27 protein-coding genes are annotated in these 21,044 nt (G+C 35.5%); 20 read left to right on the top strand and 7 right to left on the bottom strand.

Translation table 11 applies throughout. From position 1 onward, the window contains the following. Window positions 1-3: 3 nt before the first annotated feature. Both ctaG and KHA96_RS06010 read left to right on the top strand, forming a co-directional pair. Window positions 4-915 (top strand): cytochrome c oxidase assembly factor CtaG, encoded by a 912-nt coding sequence (gene ctaG, locus KHA96_RS06015; protein ID WP_213128343.1) that lies wholly within the window; start codon window positions 4-6, stop codon window positions 913-915. A 63-nt stretch (window positions 916-978) separates the two neighbouring features. After that, window positions 979-1,440: a DUF420 domain-containing protein gene (locus KHA96_RS06010; protein ID WP_213128342.1), complete on the top strand. Its 462-nt coding sequence runs from the start codon at window positions 979-981 to the stop codon at window positions 1,438-1,440. Window positions 1,441-1,731: 291 nt separating this feature from the next. Here KHA96_RS06010 and ytvI read toward each other — a convergent pair whose 3' ends face one another. Both ytvI and KHA96_RS06000 read right to left on the bottom strand, forming a co-directional pair. Continuing rightward, a complete protein-coding gene (gene ytvI, locus KHA96_RS06005) occupies window positions 1,732-2,790 on the bottom strand; it encodes a sporulation integral membrane protein YtvI (protein ID WP_249315283.1) in 1,059 nt (352 codons plus the stop codon). Window positions 2,791-2,906: 116 nt separating this feature from the next. Next, on the bottom strand, window positions 2,907-3,266 hold the full coding sequence (locus tag KHA96_RS06000) for a YugN family protein (protein WP_213128340.1): 360 nt from the start codon (window positions 3,264-3,266) through the stop codon (window positions 2,907-2,909). A gap of 253 nt (window positions 3,267-3,519) precedes the next feature. Between KHA96_RS06000 and KHA96_RS05995 the strand changes: the two genes are divergently transcribed. The 10 genes from KHA96_RS05995 to coaD all read left to right on the top strand — a co-directional run bounded on the left by KHA96_RS05995 (window position 3,520) and on the right by coaD (window position 10,561). Then, window positions 3,520-3,954 (top strand): CBS domain-containing protein, encoded by a 435-nt coding sequence (locus KHA96_RS05995; RefSeq protein WP_213128339.1) that lies wholly within the window; start codon window positions 3,520-3,522, stop codon window positions 3,952-3,954. 37 nt (window positions 3,955-3,991) lie between these two features. Continuing rightward, complete coding sequence (locus KHA96_RS05990; protein WP_249315281.1) at window positions 3,992-5,149, top strand: CAP domain-containing protein; 1,158 nt, start codon at window positions 3,992-3,994, stop codon at window positions 5,147-5,149. 104 nt (window positions 5,150-5,253) lie between these two features. Then, window positions 5,254-5,652, top strand: coding sequence for a YlbD family protein (locus tag KHA96_RS05985; protein ID WP_213128338.1), 399 nt, complete (start codon window positions 5,254-5,256; stop codon window positions 5,650-5,652). A 96-nt stretch (window positions 5,653-5,748) separates the two neighbouring features. Further along, window positions 5,749-5,985: a YlbE-like family protein gene (locus KHA96_RS05980; RefSeq protein WP_213128337.1), complete on the top strand. Its 237-nt coding sequence runs from the start codon at window positions 5,749-5,751 to the stop codon at window positions 5,983-5,985. Window positions 5,986-6,042: 57 nt separating this feature from the next. After that, window positions 6,043-6,417, top strand: a complete 375-nt coding sequence (locus KHA96_RS05975) for a hypothetical protein (RefSeq protein ID WP_213128336.1) — start codon at window positions 6,043-6,045, stop codon at window positions 6,415-6,417. Window positions 6,418-6,470: 53 nt separating this feature from the next. After that, a complete protein-coding gene (locus KHA96_RS05970) occupies window positions 6,471-6,917 on the top strand; it encodes a YlbF/YmcA family competence regulator (RefSeq protein WP_213128335.1) in 447 nt (148 codons plus the stop codon). Between the two features lie 27 nt (window positions 6,918-6,944). After that, on the top strand, window positions 6,945-7,220 hold the full coding sequence (locus KHA96_RS05965) for a YlbG family protein (protein WP_213128334.1): 276 nt from the start codon (window positions 6,945-6,947) through the stop codon (window positions 7,218-7,220). Between the two features lie 496 nt (window positions 7,221-7,716). Beyond that, the gene (locus KHA96_RS05960; protein ID WP_213128333.1) at window positions 7,717-9,105 is read left to right on the top strand and encodes a stalk domain-containing protein; all 1,389 of its coding nucleotides are present in this window, start codon (window positions 7,717-7,719) and stop codon (window positions 9,103-9,105) included. A gap of 368 nt (window positions 9,106-9,473) precedes the next feature. Beyond that, window positions 9,474-10,079 carry a 16S rRNA (guanine(966)-N(2))-methyltransferase RsmD gene (gene rsmD / locus KHA96_RS05955; protein WP_213128704.1) on the top strand — a complete coding sequence of 202 codons (606 nt, stop codon included), beginning with the start codon at window positions 9,474-9,476 and terminating at the stop codon, window positions 10,077-10,079. A 2-nt stretch (window positions 10,080-10,081) separates the two neighbouring features. Continuing rightward, window positions 10,082-10,561: a pantetheine-phosphate adenylyltransferase gene (gene coaD / locus KHA96_RS05950; protein WP_213128332.1), complete on the top strand. Its 480-nt coding sequence runs from the start codon at window positions 10,082-10,084 to the stop codon at window positions 10,559-10,561. A gap of 23 nt (window positions 10,562-10,584) precedes the next feature. On the opposite strand, the gene ylbJ is transcribed toward coaD, so the two are convergent. After that, window positions 10,585-11,802: a sporulation integral membrane protein YlbJ gene (gene ylbJ, locus KHA96_RS05945; protein WP_213128331.1), complete on the bottom strand. Its 1,218-nt coding sequence runs from the start codon at window positions 11,800-11,802 to the stop codon at window positions 10,585-10,587. Between the two features lie 88 nt (window positions 11,803-11,890). On the opposite strand from ylbJ, the gene KHA96_RS05940 reads away from it, so the two are divergent. Beyond that, a complete protein-coding gene (locus KHA96_RS05940) occupies window positions 11,891-12,676 on the top strand; it encodes a patatin-like phospholipase family protein (RefSeq protein WP_213128330.1) in 786 nt (261 codons plus the stop codon). A 20-nt stretch (window positions 12,677-12,696) separates the two neighbouring features. Here the strand turns inward: KHA96_RS05940 and KHA96_RS05935 are convergent, their stop codons facing one another. Together KHA96_RS05935 and KHA96_RS05930 are read right to left on the bottom strand one after the other, a co-directional pair. Beyond that, window positions 12,697-13,905 carry a nucleotidyltransferase gene (locus KHA96_RS05935; protein WP_213128329.1) on the bottom strand — a complete coding sequence of 403 codons (1,209 nt, stop codon included), beginning with the start codon at window positions 13,903-13,905 and terminating at the stop codon, window positions 12,697-12,699. Between the two features lie 113 nt (window positions 13,906-14,018). Continuing rightward, window positions 14,019-14,261 (bottom strand): hypothetical protein, encoded by a 243-nt coding sequence (locus KHA96_RS05930; protein WP_213128328.1) that lies wholly within the window; start codon window positions 14,259-14,261, stop codon window positions 14,019-14,021. Between the two features lie 233 nt (window positions 14,262-14,494). Here KHA96_RS05930 and KHA96_RS05925 point away from each other — a divergent pair, with 233 nt between their 5' ends. From KHA96_RS05925 to KHA96_RS23225, 3 genes are all read left to right on the top strand, one after another. Continuing rightward, on the top strand, window positions 14,495-15,037 hold the full coding sequence (locus tag KHA96_RS05925) for a YceD family protein (protein WP_213128327.1): 543 nt from the start codon (window positions 14,495-14,497) through the stop codon (window positions 15,035-15,037). 32 nt (window positions 15,038-15,069) lie between these two features. Next, on the top strand, window positions 15,070-15,243 hold the full coding sequence (gene rpmF / locus KHA96_RS05920) for a 50S ribosomal protein L32 (protein WP_213128326.1): 174 nt from the start codon (window positions 15,070-15,072) through the stop codon (window positions 15,241-15,243). 123 nt (window positions 15,244-15,366) lie between these two features. Then, complete coding sequence (locus KHA96_RS23225) at window positions 15,367-15,939, top strand: RsfA family transcriptional regulator (RefSeq protein ID WP_213128325.1); 573 nt, start codon at window positions 15,367-15,369, stop codon at window positions 15,937-15,939. Window positions 15,940-15,989: 50 nt separating this feature from the next. On the opposite strand, the gene KHA96_RS05910 is transcribed toward KHA96_RS23225, so the two are convergent. Together KHA96_RS05910 and KHA96_RS05905 are read right to left on the bottom strand one after the other, a co-directional pair. After that, window positions 15,990-16,433, bottom strand: a complete 444-nt coding sequence (locus KHA96_RS05910; protein WP_213128324.1) for a DUF4064 domain-containing protein — start codon at window positions 16,431-16,433, stop codon at window positions 15,990-15,992. Between the two features lie 108 nt (window positions 16,434-16,541). Then, complete coding sequence (locus tag KHA96_RS05905; protein WP_213128323.1) at window positions 16,542-17,015, bottom strand: N-acetyltransferase; 474 nt, start codon at window positions 17,013-17,015, stop codon at window positions 16,542-16,544. A 181-nt stretch (window positions 17,016-17,196) separates the two neighbouring features. Here KHA96_RS05905 and KHA96_RS05900 point away from each other — a divergent pair, with 181 nt between their 5' ends. The 4 genes from KHA96_RS05900 to KHA96_RS05885 all read left to right on the top strand — a co-directional run bounded on the left by KHA96_RS05900 (window position 17,197) and on the right by KHA96_RS05885 (window position 21,044). Then, on the top strand, window positions 17,197-17,412 hold the full coding sequence (locus KHA96_RS05900; RefSeq protein WP_213128322.1) for an acyl-CoA carboxylase biotin carboxyl carrier protein subunit: 216 nt from the start codon (window positions 17,197-17,199) through the stop codon (window positions 17,410-17,412). A 734-nt stretch (window positions 17,413-18,146) separates the two neighbouring features. After that, entirely contained in the window at window positions 18,147-19,679 is a 1,533-nt protein-coding gene (locus KHA96_RS05895; RefSeq protein ID WP_213128321.1) for an acyl-CoA carboxylase subunit beta, read from the top strand. Window positions 19,680-19,749: 70 nt separating this feature from the next. Continuing rightward, window positions 19,750-20,649, top strand: a complete 900-nt coding sequence (locus tag KHA96_RS05890; protein ID WP_213128320.1) for a 2-dehydropantoate 2-reductase — start codon at window positions 19,750-19,752, stop codon at window positions 20,647-20,649. Then, window positions 20,649-21,044, top strand: coding sequence for a DUF3397 domain-containing protein (locus KHA96_RS05885; RefSeq protein ID WP_213128319.1), 396 nt, complete (start codon window positions 20,649-20,651; stop codon window positions 21,042-21,044). Before KHA96_RS05890 ends, KHA96_RS05885 begins: the two co-directional genes overlap by 1 nt.

Here is a 21,044-nt window from a genome sequence, read left to right as displayed (position 1 = left end):
ATTATGCCTTTAAGTATTTTTGGATTCCGGGCACTGTGGAGTCCTTATTTTATTGTATTTATATTATTACTAACAGTGGGCTATTTTTTTATTGCGGTAAAGCTGCGCCATAAAATTAAAGATAGTGAACCCCTTAAAACTAGTCAGGCAATTCTTTTTCTACTTGCAATGGCTCTTCTTTATACGACAAAAGGATCGCCCGTAGATTTGCTTGCTCATATTATGTTTACATTCCATATGGTGCAAATGGCTTTTTTATATTTGATTATTCCTCCAATTCTTATTCTGAGTATTCCAAACTGGATATGGGTAAGAATTATCGATTTGCCATTTATTAAAGGAATCTTTAAATTTTTTACTAAGCCCTTAATTGCGTTAGTCTTATTTAATGGATTGTTTTCGGTTTATCACATTCCTTTAGTTATGGATGCTGTGAAAATGAATATCTTCATACATGCTGTCTATACGATTATATTATTTATTTTCGCCATATTCCTATGGTGGCCGCTAATAAATAAATTGCCAGGACATCATCAGCTTCATGGCTTAAAGAAACTTGGTTATATAATCGGAGATGGAGTATTGTTAACTCCTGCATGTGGACTCATCATCTTTGCTCCTGTTGCGATGTACGCGACATATACTGATGGTGAAATGTGGATGAAAGCAATGGCTCTCTGCGTGCCGGGAAGTACATTATCGGGATTATCTATAAGCGGTCCCGAATTATTTACAAATATGCCTGCAAGAGAGGACCAGCAGCTCGGTGGAGTGCTTATGAAAATTATTCAAGAGATTGTATTAGGTACTATTCTTATAAAAGTACTGTTTGAATGGTTTAAAAAGGAACAAGAGGATGCGGAAAAAATTGATGAGGCTCCATTGCTTCAAAATAACCCACACCCTGTAGACTAATACGGCTATCTAATGCTTTTAGATAGCAAATACATAAAAATTTTAGGGGATTGATTTTATAATATGATAGTTCCAATTTTGCCGACTATAAGTACGGTTTGTATAGTTATTAGTGCTATACTCGTAGCAATAGGATGGAGTAAAATAAGAAAACGTGATATTGAAGGTCATCAAAAGGTTATGACACTAGCTGGGTTATTTGCATTAATCTTTTTCATCATTTATTCCAGTAGAACCATTTTTATCGGAAACACTTCTTTTGGTGGGCCAGATGAGTATAAACTATTTTATACGATATTTTTAATTTTTCACGTTACGCTTGCTACCATTGGTGCGGTATTAGGCATTATTTCTTTAGTAACAGGATATAAAAATAAACTTTCTATCCACAAAAAGCTTGGACCTTTTACAAGTGTTATTTGGTTCTTTACAGGCTTCACAGGTGTCATTGTTTATTTATTGCTTTATGTGATTTATAAAGGTGGAACTACAACTTCACTTATAAAAGCAATTCTAGGGATATGAAATATAAAAAGGGCGGTCTGGAAAGTCAGTGATATCTGACGTTCTGAGACTGCCCTCTTCCTTTTGTATATAGGTATAAAATAGATCGACAAACCCGACCAAAGATGTGAAGAATATAATATGTTGCTCCGAACGGGAATCATTTTCCTTGCTCACTGCAACCCATATGCCAGTAAATGGCTTACGTCTATATAGCCGCAACATGAAAAATGAGAATGAAAAAAACAAGAGGAGAAAAACATGAGTTTTTCTCCTTTCAACTTTTGGGGGTTCTATAAAAATACAGCCTATTCAAATTTTAAAATTCAGCTTAATTAAGCCAGCTTCCTTCGCCGATTTAAATACTATGAGTATGGTAGGGCCAATAATTAATCCAAGTACCCCGACCAATTTCAGTCCAAGGAACATAGAAATCAACGTTGCGAGCGGAGATAGACCCATATGCTGTCCCATCACCTTAGGCTCTACAGTTCTTCTAATAACGAGTAATATTACGGCTAAAATAGCAAGCTTAGATCCAAATGCGATGTCGCCTGTGAAAAAATGATATAATGACCACGGTGCTAAAATGACAATTGATCCAATAATGGGGATAAGATCAATGATCCAAATGATTAGTGTCATAATGATGGCTACCTTAGGGGCAATAAGTATAAGCCCGATAAAGGCAGCAACCATAATAATTAAGCTTACTAGAAACTGAGCTTTAAAAAAACCAAAGAAAACGGACGAGAGGCGGGATGTCATAAATTTTACTTTTTCTGATGTTTTATCAGTCATATACTTGTAAATTCCTGCTCTAAGTTTAGGTAAATCAATCATGAACATAAATAATGCTATCAAATAAACTAAAAAGCTTACTAAATAATTTGGAATATACGATAAGAATGCACTTATATTTTCAATCTTAAAATGCTCTTTCAAACTCGTTATAAAGGATCCTAGAAAATTATTTACTTCATCTGTAATAGCGGTTACAATTTCCTCCGGGAAGTCACGTGCGGCGTTGCTGAAATATTCTTCATAATGATTCCACATAACTGCTAATTCCTGTATATATCCAGGAGCTTCTTCTACTAATTTGATACCTTGGGAAATTGCTTTCGTAATAATAAAAAATATGGCAAAAGCTAATATGAGTGTAAAGAGAGTAAAGACGATAATAATGGATAATTGTCTTTTAAGTTTTAATTTATATTGAACCAATTTAACAAGGGGCTCTAACATTAATGCAGTAATAATTGCAATAATTAGGGGGATGGATATTGGCAGTATGTAATAAAAAAATAAGGCTATGAAAACTAGAAGTATCATACCGATAATAATTATTCTCTTTGAAATACCTGACAAATTGAAGCTCCTCTCAAATAAATCTATTTCATACATTATAATGGGTTCTTACATAAATGAACAACTAATCAATATAAAAAAAGACACGAACTTGACGCCCGTGCCCTTAGTATAAATTACTCAGCGAATACCTTCGCCTCTTCATATATTTGAGTTATCATTTTTTTGCATTGCTTTACTAAATGCTCCGGAAAATATTCATCCTCTCCATATTCAACCCCATGAGGATAATAATGTTTCCCAAGAATTGGCGTCATTAGTTTAATATAAGCGTCATAAGCGCCTACATCTCCTTCAACCGCAAAACCTGGTATTCGCAAATAGTAAATTCCTTCTTTTATTTGGAATTTGTAATCATATGTAACACGCTCATAATCCCATTGACCTGCCCGGATCATTCCGTTATGTTCCATTACTTCATCCAAGCGATTTAAATCGAGGGTCAATGTTTCAATACCTGTATTTTCAAAATTCACTTGTTCTTACCTCCCACTTTATTATAGGTCGATGAACGACACTATTCACTAATTTTCATAAAATTCCTCACGTATAATAATAGTCGAAAAATCACTATGTTGCAACGAAATGAAGTTATAGTTTAACGCACTCAATACGGTTATTTTCTCAATCAAAAATAAATAAAATGCATAGTCTTTCCTTGGTTTGGTGATTATACAAATGGTGCAAGGGTCCCGTTTATTATAATAAATTGATCGGAGGATTATAAAAATGACACAAATTCGTGATATTATGACGACGGATGTTCAAACATGTACCTTACAAGACAATGTATATGAAGTTGCTGTGAAAATGAAAGATGACGATGTAGGTGTTATACCGATCGTCAATAATGATAAACTTGTAGGTGTAATAACGGATAGAGATATTGTCCTTCGATGTATAGCAGAGAAAAATCCTCCCTCATCAAAGGTAGAAGAAATAATGAGCAGTCATCTTGTAACAGTTACTCCAGAAACAACTACACAAGAAGCAGCAGGCATCATGGCTAAGGAACAAATTCGCAGGCTGCCTGTAGTTGAAAATGGGAAATTAGTTGGGATTGTAGCATTAGCCGATTTTGCAGTAAGAGATTTAACAGATAATCAAGCGAAGGTTGCCTTATCCGAAATATCGGAACCTGATGAACCCCAAGCATACCATTAACATTTGAAACCCTGAATATTCAGGGTTTTTTTATATCATGACTGTGGTACTCAAAAGATTAAATGTTATAATGATGAAAAGTGGTGAATCATACAGAACCGCTATTATAGACAAAAAAGTTGCGAAAGGAGGAATAGTACTGCGAACGTTATTTCGTGCAATGGTTATTTCTGCAATTATTTTTTTTATAATGATATATTTTTATTCGGATTCAGGAACGAACGAACCTTTAAAAGATTATAATAATGCAACTCCTCCGAAGGTAGACCATTTAATAAATGATGAAATAATGGACGACACAAATCGACCCAAAGAAGGACTTTCGGTATACATCGGAAAGTCGGCAAAGGATTTCATTGAAGATTACGGTGAACCCCAAAGAAAAGATCCATCTGCATATGGATATGAATGGTGGATATATAAAAATTTTACTGGAACGTATATGCAGGCTGGAGTCGAAAAAGGTACTGTTGTTACTATATATGCTATCGGGAATCAGTTAAATGTGGCACCTTACTTGATTGGAGAGACGATTGAAGATATTTACCGCACTACGTTGCTGGAAACAGAAATTATGGTATCTGAAGATAAAGGTACGTATCGATTTGAGCTTTCTGAAGAAGATTTGAATATTCGACCTTTAATACAACTAGGGGATATATTTGCACAGTTATCTATTGATAAATATACAGGTACTCTTTCAAGCATTCGATTTTTTGATAAAAAAACTTTAATTACTCAGCGTCCGTATGAATTAGCATACCGCGGAGACTTGATTACACCTTCTGAAATTGAGGAAGCTGAATGGAGAGAGATCGAAAAAGGAAATGAGCTTCAAATATTTGACATTACGAATGTTATTCGGAATCGTTTTGGCTTAGAAGAGCTAGAATGGGATGAGCAAGTAGGGCAAGTGGCATTTGAGCATAGTAAAGATATGTATGAAAATGATTATTTTTCACATGATTCTCCTACTTTCGGTACACTTGAAGAACGATTAAAGGCAGGTAATATCGAATATCACTCTGCTGGAGAAAATATAGCTTCTGAATATATAGATGGTCCGGCAGCGGTGGAAGGATGGTTAAATTCTGAAGGCCATCGAAAAGCACTTTTAGATGGGAGTTTTTCTAGATTAGGTGTCGGCGTTTATCAAAAATTTTACACACAAAACTTTATACAAACTTCTGAATAAAAAGACCTTGCTAAGGTCTTTTTCTAATGTGAGATAATCACAAATTACACGCTTTACCCATATTCTGCATATAAGGATAAATGAATAAATGAGGTGACATAGCTATGGAGAGTACAAGTCTGCATCCGTCCGTAGAACAATTTAAGGCTTTCGTTAAAGAGCACCCAAAACTTTTACAGTCTGTTAGGAAAGAGGAATATACGTGGCAAGAATTATACGAAGATTGGTTTTTGCTAGGAGCGGATGATCCAAAATGGTCAAAATTTAAAGATGATAATGAAGAACCAATTGCTGCAAAACAAGAAACAGAAAAAAAATGGATGAATCAAATAACAGGAATGATAAAAAATATGGATGCAAATCAAGTGCAGCATCATATAAATCAACTGAGTCAAGCGATAGGGGCAATACAAGGAGTGCTTGCTCAATTTCAAGGAAGCAATCCTCCTCCAACAAATCAACCAACCACTAACCTAAATCCATTTTCCTTTAAAAAAGACTAAAGTCTTTTCGTCTTAAAAAAAGACTAAAGTCTTTTCGAAGTTCAAAAAGACCAAAGTCTTTTCGAATCTCAAAAATCCTATAGGAGGTTGAATATATTGAGACAAGAGATATTGCAATATATCTATTCAAAAAATGAATTAAAACAATTTATTCGCGAACAACCTTATTGGTATCGAAAACTTGCAAGGGAACCCGAAACGCTAGAACAATTTGAAATTGCTTCTTTACATTATTTTAAGAAAACCATACCTCATCAAGTTGAAAAGGTGTCAAATGGTCTTCAAATGGCTTCTATGATGATGAGTATGCTGCAATCTTTAAATGCGAACTAAATTTTTTTCGTATGAACCTCTTTCTTTAGTGGAAACTAAAGAAGAGGAGTGATTTTGTTGAAAAAAATGATGGTTTGCTTATTTCTTTTTGTTCTCTTAACTGGCTGCAGGCATAAACTGCCCGAGCCTGAATCACTGATAGCAGAAGCTTCGGATCACAGTAAAAGTCCGCAAATAATGGATATTCGATATGTCGTAGAAGGGAGAAACGTTAAGGTCGAATGTATTATAGCCGGAGTTTCTTTTGTAAACGGCAAGGAGCAAGGGAAGGTATTGCTATATGTTGATGGACAACAATATGGTGAATACGATACTGCAGCCTTTGTAGTAAAAAATTTAGCTCCTGGAACACATAGGTTAAAAATTGATGTCGTAAAACAAAATAACAAATCGTTTGGAATTAATCACCAATTTATGGTTACAATCAAATAATAATGTCGCGCCAATATTAAAAACATGATAAAATAACGATTGGAGGTGGGCTTATGCTTGCTACAATCGAAAGTGTCAAAATAATTGAAAAAGCTGAACGGATTGGTGAGCTTGTAATTGCATCAGAAATTGCTGACAAGTACAGGTTTTTTTATAATAAATTAAAGAACGACAAAGACACAAGCAGGAAAATTGTTGAATTTAACAAGATGAAAGAATTATATGAAGATGTCCAAAGATTTGGCCGTTATCATCCTGATTATAAAGAAATAATGATTAAAACACGTGAGAGAAAAAGAGATATGGATCTAGATGAAAATGTAGCAAATTTCAGGAGAGCAGAAAATGAGCTGCAGACTTTATTAGATGAAATTAGCCTTCTTATCGGCAGATCAGTATCAGACCATATAAAAGTACCGACGGGAAATCCGTTTTTCGATTCAGGTTCTTCTTGCAGTGGAGGCTGTGGAAGTGGAGGAGCCTGCGGATGCTCGGCATAATGAAGGAATCTATAAAGGGGAAAGATTATGCTTAATGGAAGACAAGGCTTGATTGTTTGGCTATTTAGTTTAAAAAATGCTAAAGCACTTAGACGGTTTGGAAATGTTCACTATATTTCCAAACGAATGAAATATGTAGTGATTTATTGTGCCCAAGATGAGGCTGTTTCCTTATCTGAAAAGCTGGCAGCAATGCCATTTGTTAAAAAAGTAGAGCTGTCATATAAACCTTATTTAAAAACAGAGTTTGAAAATGCCAAGCCAGATAAAGCAAAAGAATATGATTATCGGATAGGGATATAAGAAAAGTGGAAGCGCCTGTCCATCAATATACCTTTCCTGGCAGTGAGCCTGTCGACAAATAATTGGGATGTGGGATTTTTAGTCGATATTTCTTTTTCAGTTAAGACTTGTAATAAAGAAAACATGACGAGGTTGGAAAGGAAGATAGGTATTTGAGAGGCTGGAGCGCTAAAAGTGTAACGGACCTCGATTCGACTAGAATAGCACTTCCTTGAATGCCACAACACTTTTCTGACCTACATCCTGTGACCATCCAGCAAAGTATATATTCTGAATCAATTAAGTCCGTATTTTGACTTATATTGACTCAGGCTATTTGACTGTGAAGAAGTATTTTCACTGCAGCTAGACAAGATGAGGCTGGCATCCTTATCGTAGTAAATAGGACAAGAACTGCTAGCCTCTGAACTGCTCAATAAAGAATAGTAACCAAAGGCTGCCTTACAGCTTTTAAGGCGGCTTTTTATCATTAATGTACATAGTAGGAGTAAAACAATTGAAAAGAATCATTTTCTTTTTTGTTATATTAATCTGTCTAGTTGGAGGATTGCTTTATTATCAATGGGCAGGATATTCTTCGCAAACAGATGAAATAGCAAAAAATATTCACCAAACGATTAAACTAAACATGTTAAAGGACAAAATTCAAGTTGAACAAACTATAACTGGAATTAAAGGGAAGCTATACAAAGTTAAGGTTCCTGAAGAAGCTGTTAATATAAAGTGTATCAGTAATAAAGAGCACAAATGTACTATACAAAGTACAAATCAAGTAATGTTAGAGCATGAAACAGTTACTTTCTCTTTTGATCTCCCTTTTGACAAAAATGTAAAAAGATTGCTTTTACAAAATTACGGTGTGCAGCTTCATAATATTGTCATCGATAAAACTACAGTACAACTAATTGATTCTGTATGGTTAAATGCTAATTGGATAAGTACCTCTGAAACTATGAATGTACGAAAAATGGACTTAGTCGATTACTATGTAATGAAGAATAAAGGTAAAGAACCTGTCTTATATTGGCAGCGGGAGCCGCTTCATATAACCGAAGTTGATAAGAATCTCGTTATTTATTCTAATTCAAAAATAAACAAAGAAATATATATCAATAAAGAACAACTACCAGCAACCGGAAAAAAAGTTCATGTACTGCTTACAAATCAACAAGAGGGATTAGTAAAAGATAACTTTTTAATTATAAACGCAAAAAGATCGCCACGAGAAGTAAAAGAAAAATTTACATTAGCCTTTATTCAATCAGCATATAATTTTCCGGAAAACGAGCAATGGTTAACTAATCTTATTTCATCTTTCATTCTAAATAAACCTATTGGTGATTCAAAATCGAAGAAAATGTACAAGGAAATGAATGATAAGTTATCGAAAGAGCAGCTCGTACAATGGAAAAATAAAGTATTAACGTCTGATAAGAAAATAAGTCATAAGCAGCTCGATCAATTGTTGGAAGAGGTTACTGGTTATAGTACTTTGTTTTTCACTGACAATGCTTCTACTGATGAGATGTTAAAACCTTTAGTATTTTTAGATTCCCGTGATTTAATAATTAAGGGGAGTAAAGTAGATGGTGTGAAAATCGTAAGCGAAAATGGAAATACTATGATTGATTTTGTTCCACTTTTAAAAGCATTACAATATGAGGTAAACATATTGGAAAATGAAATATTAAAAGCAGATAAAGGTGCGATTAACTATCGATTTTATATTAATAAACGAATTTTCGAACTGAATGGACAAAGATATGGTATGACTCATGCGCCTGTTGTTGTCATCGAAAATCAACCTTTTATTCAATTGAATTTAGTAAATACATTATTAAATGTTCAAGTAACGGAAAATAATACTCAGATCGTGATTAACTAAAAGATATATAAAATGCGCAATTGTTTTGCTCATCGACGTATAAAACTTCAGGGCCTTTGACTGAGATAAAGGAAACGAGCTGACGTTGACATATCTAGTTTGCTAGTCGACAGGTGTTGGCGCAGGACATTAAAAAAACCCTGCATCTCTATGCAGGGCCCTTCAAATTCCGATAAAATACGGATAGAAGGCAAAGGGAGAGGAGAAACCGGAGGAAGAACTTAAGGGGAACGTAAGTCTTCTCCGCGGTTGGCAACAACATCACTTGATGCTGTTATCGTCATTATCGCCTTAAAACTCTTTTTTATACACTTACATGTTTAAGCAACATTCATTTTATTTGGTATGCCAATTTGAACTATGATAGGATGTATAGGAAAAATCTATTACAATTTGGTGAAAATATGAGAGTAATTTCAGGATCCTGTAAAGGCAGGCCGTTAAAATCTGTTCGTGGAAATGATACGAGACCTACTACTGATAAGATAAAGGAAACAATATTTAATGTAATAGGACCATACTTTTCCGGAGGATTAGGATTAGATCTATTTGCTGGAAGTGGAGGACTAGGGATTGAGGCGTTAAGCCGGGGGCTGGATCATGTAATCTTTGTAGACAGAGATTCAAATGCAATCCAAACAATCCACCAAAACATAGGTCTTTGTAAGATGGCAGCAAAATCCGAAGTATTTCGGAATGATGCTGAACGGGCATTGAAAGCATTATTAAAAAGGGATTTACAATTTGATTATATATTTTTAGATCCCCCGTATCGGAAACAAAGGTTGGAAGAATTGCTCATTTTTATTGAAGGCAATCAACTGATTGCATCCCATGGAACAGTTATTTGTGAACATAGTACGGATATTATTCTCCCTCAAAAAATTGGTCATCTGGAACAGACAAAAAAGGGTGACTACGGAAGCATCGGTATAACGATTTATCATCTTAAAGAGAGTGAAAAGGGGTTCTAAGTATGGCTAATATAGCGGTATGCCCAGGCAGTTTCGATCCTGTGACATTAGGACATATGGATATTATCCGTAGAGGTGCGAATGTTTTTGATGAAGTATTTATCGTTGTATTAAATAATTCATCTAAAAAGCCTTTATTCAGCGTTGAGGAAAGAATGAACTTACTTAAAGAAGTGACGAAGGATATGCATAATGTGAAGGTCGATTCTTTTGGAGGATTGCTCGTGGATTATGCTGAAAGTGTGAATGCAAAAGCAATTATACGGGGCTTAAGAGCAGTGTCAGATTTTGAATATGAAATGCAAATTACTTCTATGAATAGAGTTTTAAACGAAAAGATTGAGACATTTTTTATCATGACGAATAACCAATATTCCTTTTTAAGTTCAAGCATCGTTAAAGAGGTAGCGAAGTACCATGGAAATATATCGGAACTTGTCCCGAAAGAAGTAGAGCGGGCTTTGTTAAAAAAATTTACATAAGAGGAATGGATGGATTCTACATTTTATTTTGTAGAATCCATATTTCTAATAAAAAAGTATATATAGACCAATAAAGAAATAATGGTAATGATTGGCCCTACCTTAACAAAAAGATGCAACGTACTTTCCCACCATAAGTCATGCTCCTGCAAGATCACAGGTATTGCATTATTTCCGGAAACAATATGAAATTTTTCAGCAAATGGCTTCCAAAAAACATAAGTAATTACGGCAGCAAGGAAACCGTGAAGAATTCGTGCCATAAAAAAAGGTTTAAATTTAATATCTGTTTCTGCTATGATACTTGCAACTTGAGCTTGGACACTAAATCCGCTGAAGCCTAAAATAAAACTTGTAATCATCGCTTGCTGCATCAATGAAGCTGCACTTACTTGACTCGTCATTTGACTTCCTAATGTAATTTCAAATATTCCTGCGATAATAGGAACACCTAACTGTTTGGGCAAATTGAATAACATTAAAATATATTCCGTAGCATGGGCAAGAAGGAGAGTAATATTTAATTGATATAGTAGTTTGTTTATGACTGAAAACAAAATGATAAAACCGCCTATCATCAGCAAAGTATGGATGGACGAGATAACAGCATCTCCTAATAATTTACCGATCGGCTTTTTGTTTATAAGTCTAGTTCTGTGAAGACTGGATATTGCTTGATGAAAAATCATCCATAAAGACTTTTTTTGCTTATATTTCCTTGTCTCTTTTTTTCCGTAAAATCTCATACAAAGCCCTACAAAAAAGTTTCCTAAATAATGAGCAATTGCTAATAAAATTCCTAATCGAGGGTTATGAAAAAAACCGACAGAAACTGCACCGAAGATAAAAAGCGGACTGGATGAGTTTGTAAAGGAAACTAATCGCTCCGCTTCCACCTTAGTTAGTTGTTTTTCCTGCCTTAATCTTGTGCTTAACTTAGCCCCAGCTGGGAAACCTGTAGCCATTCCCATCGCCCATGCAAAACCACCGACACCAGGGACTCTAAACAAAGGTCTCATTAAGGGCTCCAAAAGCACCCCCATAAACTTGACTACTCCAAATCCTATCAACAACTCGGAAATGACAAAAAATGGAAATAAGGAAGGGAATACAATTTCCCACCACATATTCAATCCGCGTATCGAGGCATTAAAAGATTCTTCGGGGAAAAGAATCATGGAGAATGCCATTATCGTAACTCCTAAAGCAAGTAAGATGGTTTTGATTTTTGATAAATTCAATGATTCGCCCCCCTGTCCAACATCCACATAATCAATATACTCATAGAATAGTCTTTTAGACCATAAAATGTGGTAGGGGGAGATATGTGTGAAAGCACCGAAAATTGGGCTAGCTTTAGGTTCAGGTGGAGCGAGAGGCTTCGCACATTTAGGGGTATTAAAAGCGCTCAAAGACCATTCCATACCCATCCATATGATTGCGGGAAGCAGTATGGGGGCCCTTGTTGGCTGCTTCTATGCATTTGGTCATGATTTAGATCAATTAATAAAGCTCTCCACAGCATTTAAACGTAAATATTATCTGGATTTTACCGTTCCTAAGATGGGCTTTATTACTGGCAATAGGGTAAAAAATCTTATTGATTTATTTATGCACGGTAAAAATTTAGAAGATTTACAAATACCTGTTTGCGTAGTTGCTACTGATTTAAAAACAGGTGAAAAAATTGAATTTAATAAAGGACATATTGCTTCAATCGTAAGAGCGAGTATTGCCATACCAGGAATTTTTATTCCCGAAAAGCTAAATGGCAGACTTTTAGTCGATGGTGGAGTTGCCGACAGAGTACCAGTATCATCCGTGAAAAAAATGGGTGCTGACCTCGTTATAAGTTCTGACGTTGCTGGAGTTAATGCTGAAGCTGAAATTTCCACTGTGTATGATGTGATTATGCAGAGCTTGGATATTTTACAAATGGAAATTGGAATAGCAAGAGAATTTGAATCAGACATTATGATTCATCCACCAGTAGAGCTTTTCAATGCCCGTGCTTTTAAAAATATTGAAGAGATTATCAACATTGGGGAGGCGGAAACACTCAAAAAAATTCCTGAAATCAAAAAAGTGATTCAGGAATTTCAATTAAAAGATTAATGAGAAGTGTTATTTTTTGTTTAAAGTAATATTGGTGGTTGTGCAAATTCCATTTTAAGCAGCTTAGATCGTTCAGGTTCCGATAAGGCAAATGCATAAATATTTGAAGCTTTCAAATCAAGTGAGAGCATGTCGTTTTGAAATCCGGATACTTTTGAAATGAGCGGCACATGCAGCTCTTTTTTTATTTCTCTAATATATTGCCTGCCTTGCTCATTCATCCCAAGTAATCTTATATATTGCGGTTTTTTACTTAAAGAATGTATCATTTCTTTTTTCATATTCGAAAGAATATGTACACATGTTCTTTGCAGTCTTGTCCATGTATATCTTTTTGTTTTTACAGATTTCATAAACTCTTCAAAGCTAGTAGCTGTTTGTGCGGCTTTGATGAGACGATTTTCTAGCCCTTCGCTCACATCATAAATATCTTTTAATGCCGTTTTTTCCATGGAAAGAATTTTATATTGTAAAAATGGCCAGTAATGCTCCCAAGAATGAAACTGACCATATTGGGTAATATAATTGAGTAGCTCGATATAAGTCCCTGTTGGAACATAATCTTGTATTTTTTGTAAATCATTATGTAAATGAATTGATTTTCGAATGGATGTCGCACTCGCAATGAAGCTGCCGCTTAGGGATTCATCATGATGTTCAGCGTTTTTTCTTTGGACTGTATGAAAAGAAATACGTGAATTTATTTTTTTTCCTGCGGCCATATAATGAAATCCAAGTATATTATTAGGCTGAGTTAAATCGATTGTAGTACTGCCGGGTTCTAACTCTTTAAAAGCAGCTGATAAAGCAGAAGGATAGCTTATTCCCTTTTTAATATATTTTCGTATATTCTCCTCATATTTGGCTTTGTTTTGATTGATAAACTGAACTGTTTCATCAAATTGATGAATATCCCCAGATTCACTGCCGAAGCAAATACTTCTACAACCAATCGAATTTAATAATAATACAGCTCCATATGCAAATATCTCTGCATTTTGAACTGCATAAGCATATGGCAACTCTATGACAATATCTACTCCTGCTTGCAAAGCCATTTTTGTCCGAGCCCATTTGTTGACTATAGCAGGCTCTCCTCTTTGCAGAAAGTTACCGCTCATTACAGCAATCGCAATATCAGATTGCGACAGCTTTTTTGCAGATTGGACTTGGAATTGGTGCCCGTTATGAAATGGGTTATACTCAGCTACTATTCCTACACTATTCATTTAATAATCCTCCAATAGCTACTATGAACTGTAGTTGATACATTCCATCATACCTGAGATGATAAAAATTTAAAATAGCAAGGAAATAGAAATAGGGGCACTTGCCCCTATATTCAAAATGATGATTCACGATGACCATGATGATGGCCATTATGATGGCTATTATGATGTCCGTGATGATCATGATTCCAATGGTGCCCGTGGTGCCCATGATAACCATGATGTCCATAATAGCCAGAATGATATACAGGATTAAACCCAACATTAATAGGGTACCCTGGATATCCGTAGCTTGGATAAACGGGATATCCCACCGGAGTAGGCATAACGATAGGGATTTGTCTTGAACTCTTCATATTTTCACCCCCATGTACAATTCGTCTACTTAGTGTATGCAGACGAAATGTTCAAGTATAGATACCCGCCCGAATCATTATTGAAGTATTAGAATTGAAAATACGTATAATATAAAGGAGAGATTAAGGAATACGGGAAAAAAGTGAATAAATTATTTCCCACATTTGCGTAATTTATTGACAAACATATAAGTGAAAGCTATAATTACTTTTGTTGCCTAGAGGTGATCATGATGAGATGGACGGTTTTACAACTGCAAAAATTTCGTGATGTTGAACTAAAAATAGACGAAAAAGTCGATGTTTCAAATGATCTCAGACAAAGGGATCTTGAAATTAGGGATGCATCGCCTATACATGTGAAAGGTACAGCACGTATTGATTCACAGAAGGCTGTGTTTCATCTTCATTTAACTGGAAATTTAATATTGCCATGTTCCCGTACGCTTGTAGATGTTACATATCCAATCGATATTTTTTCAACGGAAACTTTTATATTAAAACCACTTGGATTTGAATATTCCTCTGATGAGGAACAGGAGATTCATGAGGCAAATGAAGGTGTTGTAGATTTAATTCCCGTTATTGAAGAACTGATATTATTAGAAATTCCAATGCAAGTAATTTCTGAAGATGCAAAAAATAAGGAAACACTTCAATCAGGGCAAGATTGGGAAGTTATGACGGAAGATCAGTTTAAACTAGAACAGCAAAAACCAAAGATTGATCCTCGTCTTGCTGGTCTCGCAGCATTATTGAAAGATAAAAAAGAGTAAGCAATATTTAGTCTTTTAAGGAGGTGGGAAGAATGGCCGTACCAGCTAGAAGAACATCCAAAACTGTGAAAAGAAAACGCCGCACTCATTTTAAATTACAGGTCCCAGGAATGGTAGCTTGCCCGAACTGTGGAGAAATGAAACTTGCACACCGTGTTTGCAAAGAGTGTGGAACGTATAAAGGAAAAGAAGTAGTAAGCAACTAAATAAATCCCTATAAAAGCGTGAAGAGTTAGAATCTCTTCACGCTTTTTGCTATTAATTTACTAGAGCCGGATTCTATCTACCCTTATATCTGCATATACTTAGAAAAAAATAGGGGTGATACAATGACAGCTGCACGGCAGGATGCTTGGACTTCTGATGAGGATTTAGTGCTTGCGGAATTGGTGCTTGCCTATATAAGAGAAGGAAGCACGCAACTCCAGGCTTTTGAGGAAGCAGGAAAAAAACTGAAAAGAACAGCTGCAGCATGTGGTTTTCGCTGGAATTCCAACATTCGAAAAAAATATAAAGAAGGAATAGAACTAGCAAAGAAACAAAGGAATGAGAATAAAAAAGAAAAAAGTGTTGAAGCGCAAGAAGTTGTTCAAGAAGATTCTAAAGGCAAAAATATAAGTATGAATGACTCGGTTATTCTTTCAGATGCCATACTTTTTTTTCAGAAGCTTGAGAATGAGCTTGCCGCTATAGAAAAATATAAACATGAGAACGATCGACTTATTAATGAGAGTATGCTGCACAAAATAGAAAAGGAAGAAGCAGTGAAGGCCTTAGAAGAGTTGACAAAGGAATTTAACCAATTGAAGGGTGAATATCGTTCTCTCATCACTCTTATAGATAAAGCTAGGAAAATGGCGGGGGAATTGTCAGATGGGGAGAAAATCAAAGTACCTTTTTAGTTTAAGAGAAAGAGCCGTGTATGTCACGGCTCTTTGAATTTAGAATCGGCTTAAAAACTTTCCAATTGTTCATCACTCGGTGAAGGCAGTGATGGCTTTCTGGCGAAACACATAATTCCAGCAATTAAGTAGAGTATAGCGGGCAAGAATCCAAAGCCAAAGGAAATGACACCAACTAAAACAGTACCAATAATGAACATTGCCCCAGCAAGTTTAGGTTTTTTATTTCCTTTAATGGCTATAACTCCAATTATGCCTAGAATGACGCCGAGGATTGCAGCGATAATTAACGCCCATCCGCCGCCGCCCATAAAATTAAGGACTAATTCAATATCCTCCGGAGTAACTGTTGGATCATTTAACGACTCCTCAAAAACGAATGATTTAATTTCTTCCGATTTACTAATCCACATAAAGAACATTCCAACTAAAGCGGTTAGCACACTTAAAATGATCCCGATTATACCTAATGTAATTTCTCCTGTTCGTTTCAAACAAAAACCTCCTGATGTAAAAATAATAATTGCTACATATCATTATACGGGTATATAGAAAAATAGATTCAACTTTTTTAAAGTGATTCATAGGAAAAAAGATCTATTTTAATGTTTTTGCTCCGTAACTCCTTCTGGGTACCAGACAAGCGGATTTTCTCCCAAGTCTCGGTCCACTTCATAAGTTACCGGCTTAAATCCTAGATTTTCAAAAAACTTCCGAGAATTCATACGTGGATTCGTTTTGATTGGCATATTATAGCTTTTTGCATAATTAATTAGTTTCTGTCCATATTTCTTATTTTGATATCCTGGCAGTACTTCCAGCTTCCATATTTCTAAATAATCTTGAGGTGGCTCGAAATATTGATCGAAACGAGAATCCCTACGATATAGGCTCATTCGCGCGACAAGCTTATCTCCAAAATATATGCCATAAAAAGGTGAAAGGGAATCATCCTCAATCATATTCGCCTCTAAATCCTCCAGCATAGAAAGTTCCTGTACACCATATTCTTTAAACTTTTTAAATTCTTCCATTGTTTTATAGTTAATTTTTAACTTTTCAACCTTAGCAGTCATGTTAAGTTCCCCCTTACGTATTATTGAGTGACATAAGATCATTAGAAACTCTGAAAGCAACTATGTTGTTAGAAAAAATACAACAATCATGTTGTATGACCTTAATCAATATTATATAACAAAGCACAAATTTATTCAGGGTTGAAATGAAGAGACAATTGTAATAGGGAGGGATTGCTGAATGAACACAATTGAATCACCAATCACAGGTATTGTTTTAAGGGTTACATCAGCAGTTGGTGAGGAAGTAACGAAAGGACAGGTGGTAATTGTTCTTGAATCAATGAAAATGGAGATTCCGATTGAAACAATGGAACCTGGAAAAATTAAGGAATTAAGAGTGAAGGCAGATGATTTTGTAAATGAAGGGGATGTACTTATAGTATTGGAATCTTGATATAGACTATCAGAAATGATGATTATGTATTTTTGTATTGATTTTCAATGTTTTTTCAAAAAAAGCTGCTTTTACTACAAAGATAGTGCGTGGTTGGTTTCCGCTACAGTTGCTAGTTTTCCACGGGGCGGGCGGTTTGTCTAGCTGCAGCGCCTGGCCCCTCGAGGTCATAAGTCATATTACTACGTGGCTAAAAGGCAAGCCGCTGCGCTTATGCTTGTCGGGGCTCGTCAAGGCGCTTACGCATTTCCATGAGCCTCCTCGGCGTAAACGCCTGTGTGGTCTTACCTGTCCCGCTGGTCCTGCAACAGACAGGACGTCTTAGTGTCGGGAGTGGTCACAGGACGTGGCCGCCTTTAGCTGAGCAGGAGTCTCGCATTTTCGCTTCAACCAACCATAACAGACTTTGTTTTAAATTGTTGATTTTCGTGTAGAGTATGAGAATTCATAGGCGGAGAATTTCCTGCTAATGCATATAGTGGAGCTTAAAAGACAGATTTAAGAGGAGATATTCCGATTAACAGCTCTAAATAAGACAAAATCTAGAGATTTGCATTGTATAAACGGAAAAACCTCCTTTATTTTTAAGAAAATGTGAGTATTTCCCAATTTAAACGGAATTTATCCGTTTATTTTTCAAATACTGTGAAATCAACGGTTGCGGGCACACGCGTTTTATGTAGATTATTTATTTCATTAAATACAGAATAGGATCATAAAAAGGAGGTCATCCATTGTCTTCTTATTTTGAAAAACTAGAAGAGAAGCGAAGGTCGGTTCTTAAAGGTGGCAAAGAGAAATATCATGAAAAATTAAAGGTTCAAAATAAGCTGTTTGTAAGAGAACGGCTTTCCCTTCTTTTTGATGATGGAGAGTATGAAGAAGATGGACTGTTTGCTAATTTTAATTCAAAAGATCTTCCAGCAGATGGTGTTGTAACGGCAATCGGCAAAATAAACGGTCAAATAGTTTGTGTAATGGCTAATGATTCTACAGTCAAAGCGGGATCTTGGGGTGAAAGAACAGTAGAAAAAATTATTCGCATCCAAGAAACTGCAGAAAAATTAAAGGTGCCTCTTTTATATTTAGTGGATTCTGCAGGGGCAAGGATAACCGATCAACTTAATATGTTTCCTAATCGACGTGGAGCAGGCAGGATTTTTCATAATCAAGTAAAATTATCAGGGATGATCCCTCAAGTTTGTATTTTATTTGGTCCATCTGCAGCAGGTGGTGCCTATATTCCGGCATTTTGCGACTGCGTTATCATGGTTGAAAATAATGCCTCAATGTATTTAGGCTCACCGAGAATGGCTGAAAAGGTCATTGGTGAAAAAGTTTCTTTAGAAGAAATGGGCGGGGCTCGAATGCATTGTTCTATCAGTGGTTGTGGTGATATATTGGTAGAAACAGAGGAAGAAGCTATTGCAGCAGTTAAGACATATCTTTCTTATTTTCCGCCAAATTATGAAGGAAGGACTAAGAAAGAGAAAGTTAAAGAACCTATCAATGTAAGATCACTTGAATCTATTATTCCTATAAATCAGAACCTTCCTTTTGACATGTATGAAGGAATTAGCACAATAATTGATGGGGGAAGTTTTTTTGAAATAAAGAAGCTTTTTGCGCCTGAACTGATTACTGGCTTTGCAAGAATAGGCGGCAGAGTCATTGGTATCATTGCCAATCAACCAAAAATAAAAGGAGGAGTACTCTTTATTGACTCCGCGGATAAAGGGGCAAGGTTTATTCAATTATGTGACGCATTTCATATTCCTCTCCTTTTTCTTGCTGATGTGCCGGGGTTTATGATAGGTACGAAAGTGGAGCGCTCGGGAATCATTAGGCATGGAGCCAAGTTTATTGCAGCAATGAGCTCAGCAACAGTACCTAAAATATCTGTCATTATTAGGAAGGCTTATGGAGCAGGCCTATATGCGATGGCAGGTCCTGCATTTGAGCCTGATTGCTGTATTGCGTTACCGACTGCCCAAATAGCGGTAATGGGGCCGGAAGCAGCAGTTAATGCGGTGTATTCTAATAAGATTCTTGAAATGGAAAATCCGATTGAACGAGCAGAATTTATTAGAAAAAGACAAGAAGAATATAAGGAACATATTGATATTTATAAATTGGCGTCTGAATTAATCATAGATGAAATTGTAGCACCTAATGAATTAAGGGAAACACTCATTACTAGGTTTTCTTTCTATGAAACGAAAGAAATTCCCAAAAGCAGGCGCAAACATCCAGTTTTTCCTGTCTGATTATTTTAAATACCCAGATTGCAAGAACTTTGTTACAATAGTCCTATATGAATGAATACTAGGTGATGAAGTGAAAATTGGAGTAATTGGCGGCGGTGCTGTGGGTCTTCTTTTTGGAGCTTATCTTAGCTCTGATCGTGATGTAACAATCTTTACTAAAACGAATAAACAGGCAATTATTTTAAATAATCAAGGTGTTACATTAATACGCGAAAATACTAAAATAAGATGTGCAATAAAAGGAAACGGAAATTATGAAAATATTACAGATCAGGATTTTATTGTTGTATCTGTAAAACAATATGATTTAAGTTCATTGGAACAAGTACTTCATATGATTCCTAAACATATTCCACTTCTTTTTATCCAAAACGGCATGGGGCATTTGCGGCTGCTTGATGCTTTGCCTCATACTTCCATTTATGCTGGGACTGTAGAGCATGGAGTGCTAAGAATTGATTATGGGACTATAAATCATACAGGGGTAGGAAAAACGAATATTGCTGCTTTTCGAGGACTACCTCATGATTTCGATAACTTTCCAAATACGAATAATCAATATTTTCCTTTTCAATTTCAAAAAAATTATAAAAAAATGCTTCATTCTAAACTAATTGTCAATGCATTAATTAATTCCTTGACGGCCATTTTTAATGTCAACAATGGTAAGATCATTGAAAATCCGTACTATTATGAATTGTTCTTAATGCTTTTTAATGAAATCCTGCCACTTTTCCCTGAAATGAATAAAGAAGATTCATTGCAAGAAGTGGAATCGATCTGCTTAAAAACAAAACATAATATTTCTTCGACGCTAAAGGATTTAAAAGAAGGAAGAAAAACCGAAATAGACGCAATTTTAGGATACATCATTGAGCAAGGAAATAAAAAAGGACATGCTTTACCCTTCGCAAACTTAGTTTTCAACATGATAAAAGGGAAGGAATTAGAAGGGGGATTTAGGGAATAATGCTAGTTTTTTTATCCTCATTGGCAGCGATTTTTATCATTTTGCCCGTGCTTCTCTATGCTCTTGTATTTTTTATTGTGAAACAATGGACTAAGAGTCATCTAAAAGCTAAAAGCTCTGCCATCAACGTCACAACATTCATATTAATATTTTCGGTGCATTATTTAATATTGGCGATTTGGTCCAAATCTTTCCTTTGGATGATCATTCTATTTATTTTATTGACAGCGATAGTATTTACATATATTTATTGGAAGATAAAGGAAGAAGTTAATTATGGAAAGGTTTTTCAAGGATTTTGGAGGCTAAATTTCTTATTGTTTTCAGCTGTATACATAGGATTGCTTTTGTACGGAGCAGCTTCACGGGCAATTGAAGCTGTAATGTTCGATTAA

Origin of the sequence: Bacillus sp. FJAT-49711, from assembly GCF_018343715.1 — a bacterium.
GTDB lineage: Bacteria > Bacillota > Bacilli > Bacillales > Bacillaceae_C > Lederbergia.
Note: the sequence above shows the minus strand (reverse complement) of the source record. Positions and strands in the feature narration are given on the sequence as shown.

Bases quoted from the DNA above. Each gene is read 5' to 3' on its own strand.
- ctaG (WP_213128343.1), top strand. From the start codon at position 4: ATGCCTTTAAGTATTTTTGGATTCCGGGCACTGTGGAGTCCTTATTTT.
- KHA96_RS06010 (WP_213128342.1), top strand. From the start codon at position 979: ATGATAGTTCCAATTTTGCCGACTATAAGTACGGTTTGTATAGTTATT.
- KHA96_RS05995 (WP_213128339.1), top strand. From the start codon at position 3,520: ATGACACAAATTCGTGATATTATGACGACGGATGTTCAAACATGTACC.
- KHA96_RS05990 (WP_249315281.1), top strand. From the start codon at position 3,992: ATGACTGTGGTACTCAAAAGATTAAATGTTATAATGATGAAAAGTGGT.
- KHA96_RS05985 (WP_213128338.1), top strand. From the start codon at position 5,254: ATGGAGAGTACAAGTCTGCATCCGTCCGTAGAACAATTTAAGGCTTTC.
- KHA96_RS05970 (WP_213128335.1), top strand. From the start codon at position 6,471: ATGCTTGCTACAATCGAAAGTGTCAAAATAATTGAAAAAGCTGAACGG.
- KHA96_RS05965 (WP_213128334.1), top strand. From the start codon at position 6,945: ATGCTTAATGGAAGACAAGGCTTGATTGTTTGGCTATTTAGTTTAAAA.
- rsmD (WP_213128704.1), top strand. From the start codon at position 9,474: ATGTATAGGAAAAATCTATTACAATTTGGTGAAAATATGAGAGTAATT.
- coaD (WP_213128332.1), top strand. From the start codon at position 10,082: ATGGCTAATATAGCGGTATGCCCAGGCAGTTTCGATCCTGTGACATTA.
- KHA96_RS05935 (WP_213128329.1), bottom strand. From the start codon at position 13,905: ATGAATAGTGTAGGAATAGTAGCTGAGTATAACCCATTTCATAACGGG.
- KHA96_RS05930 (WP_213128328.1), bottom strand. From the start codon at position 14,261: ATGAAGAGTTCAAGACAAATCCCTATCGTTATGCCTACTCCGGTGGGA.
- KHA96_RS05925 (WP_213128327.1), top strand. From the start codon at position 14,495: ATGAGATGGACGGTTTTACAACTGCAAAAATTTCGTGATGTTGAACTA.
- rpmF (WP_213128326.1), top strand. From the start codon at position 15,070: ATGGCCGTACCAGCTAGAAGAACATCCAAAACTGTGAAAAGAAAACGC.
- KHA96_RS23225 (WP_213128325.1), top strand. From the start codon at position 15,367: ATGACAGCTGCACGGCAGGATGCTTGGACTTCTGATGAGGATTTAGTG.
- KHA96_RS05905 (WP_213128323.1), bottom strand. From the start codon at position 17,015: ATGACTGCTAAGGTTGAAAAGTTAAAAATTAACTATAAAACAATGGAA.
- KHA96_RS05900 (WP_213128322.1), top strand. From the start codon at position 17,197: ATGAACACAATTGAATCACCAATCACAGGTATTGTTTTAAGGGTTACA.
- KHA96_RS05885 (WP_213128319.1), top strand. From the start codon at position 20,649: ATGCTAGTTTTTTTATCCTCATTGGCAGCGATTTTTATCATTTTGCCC.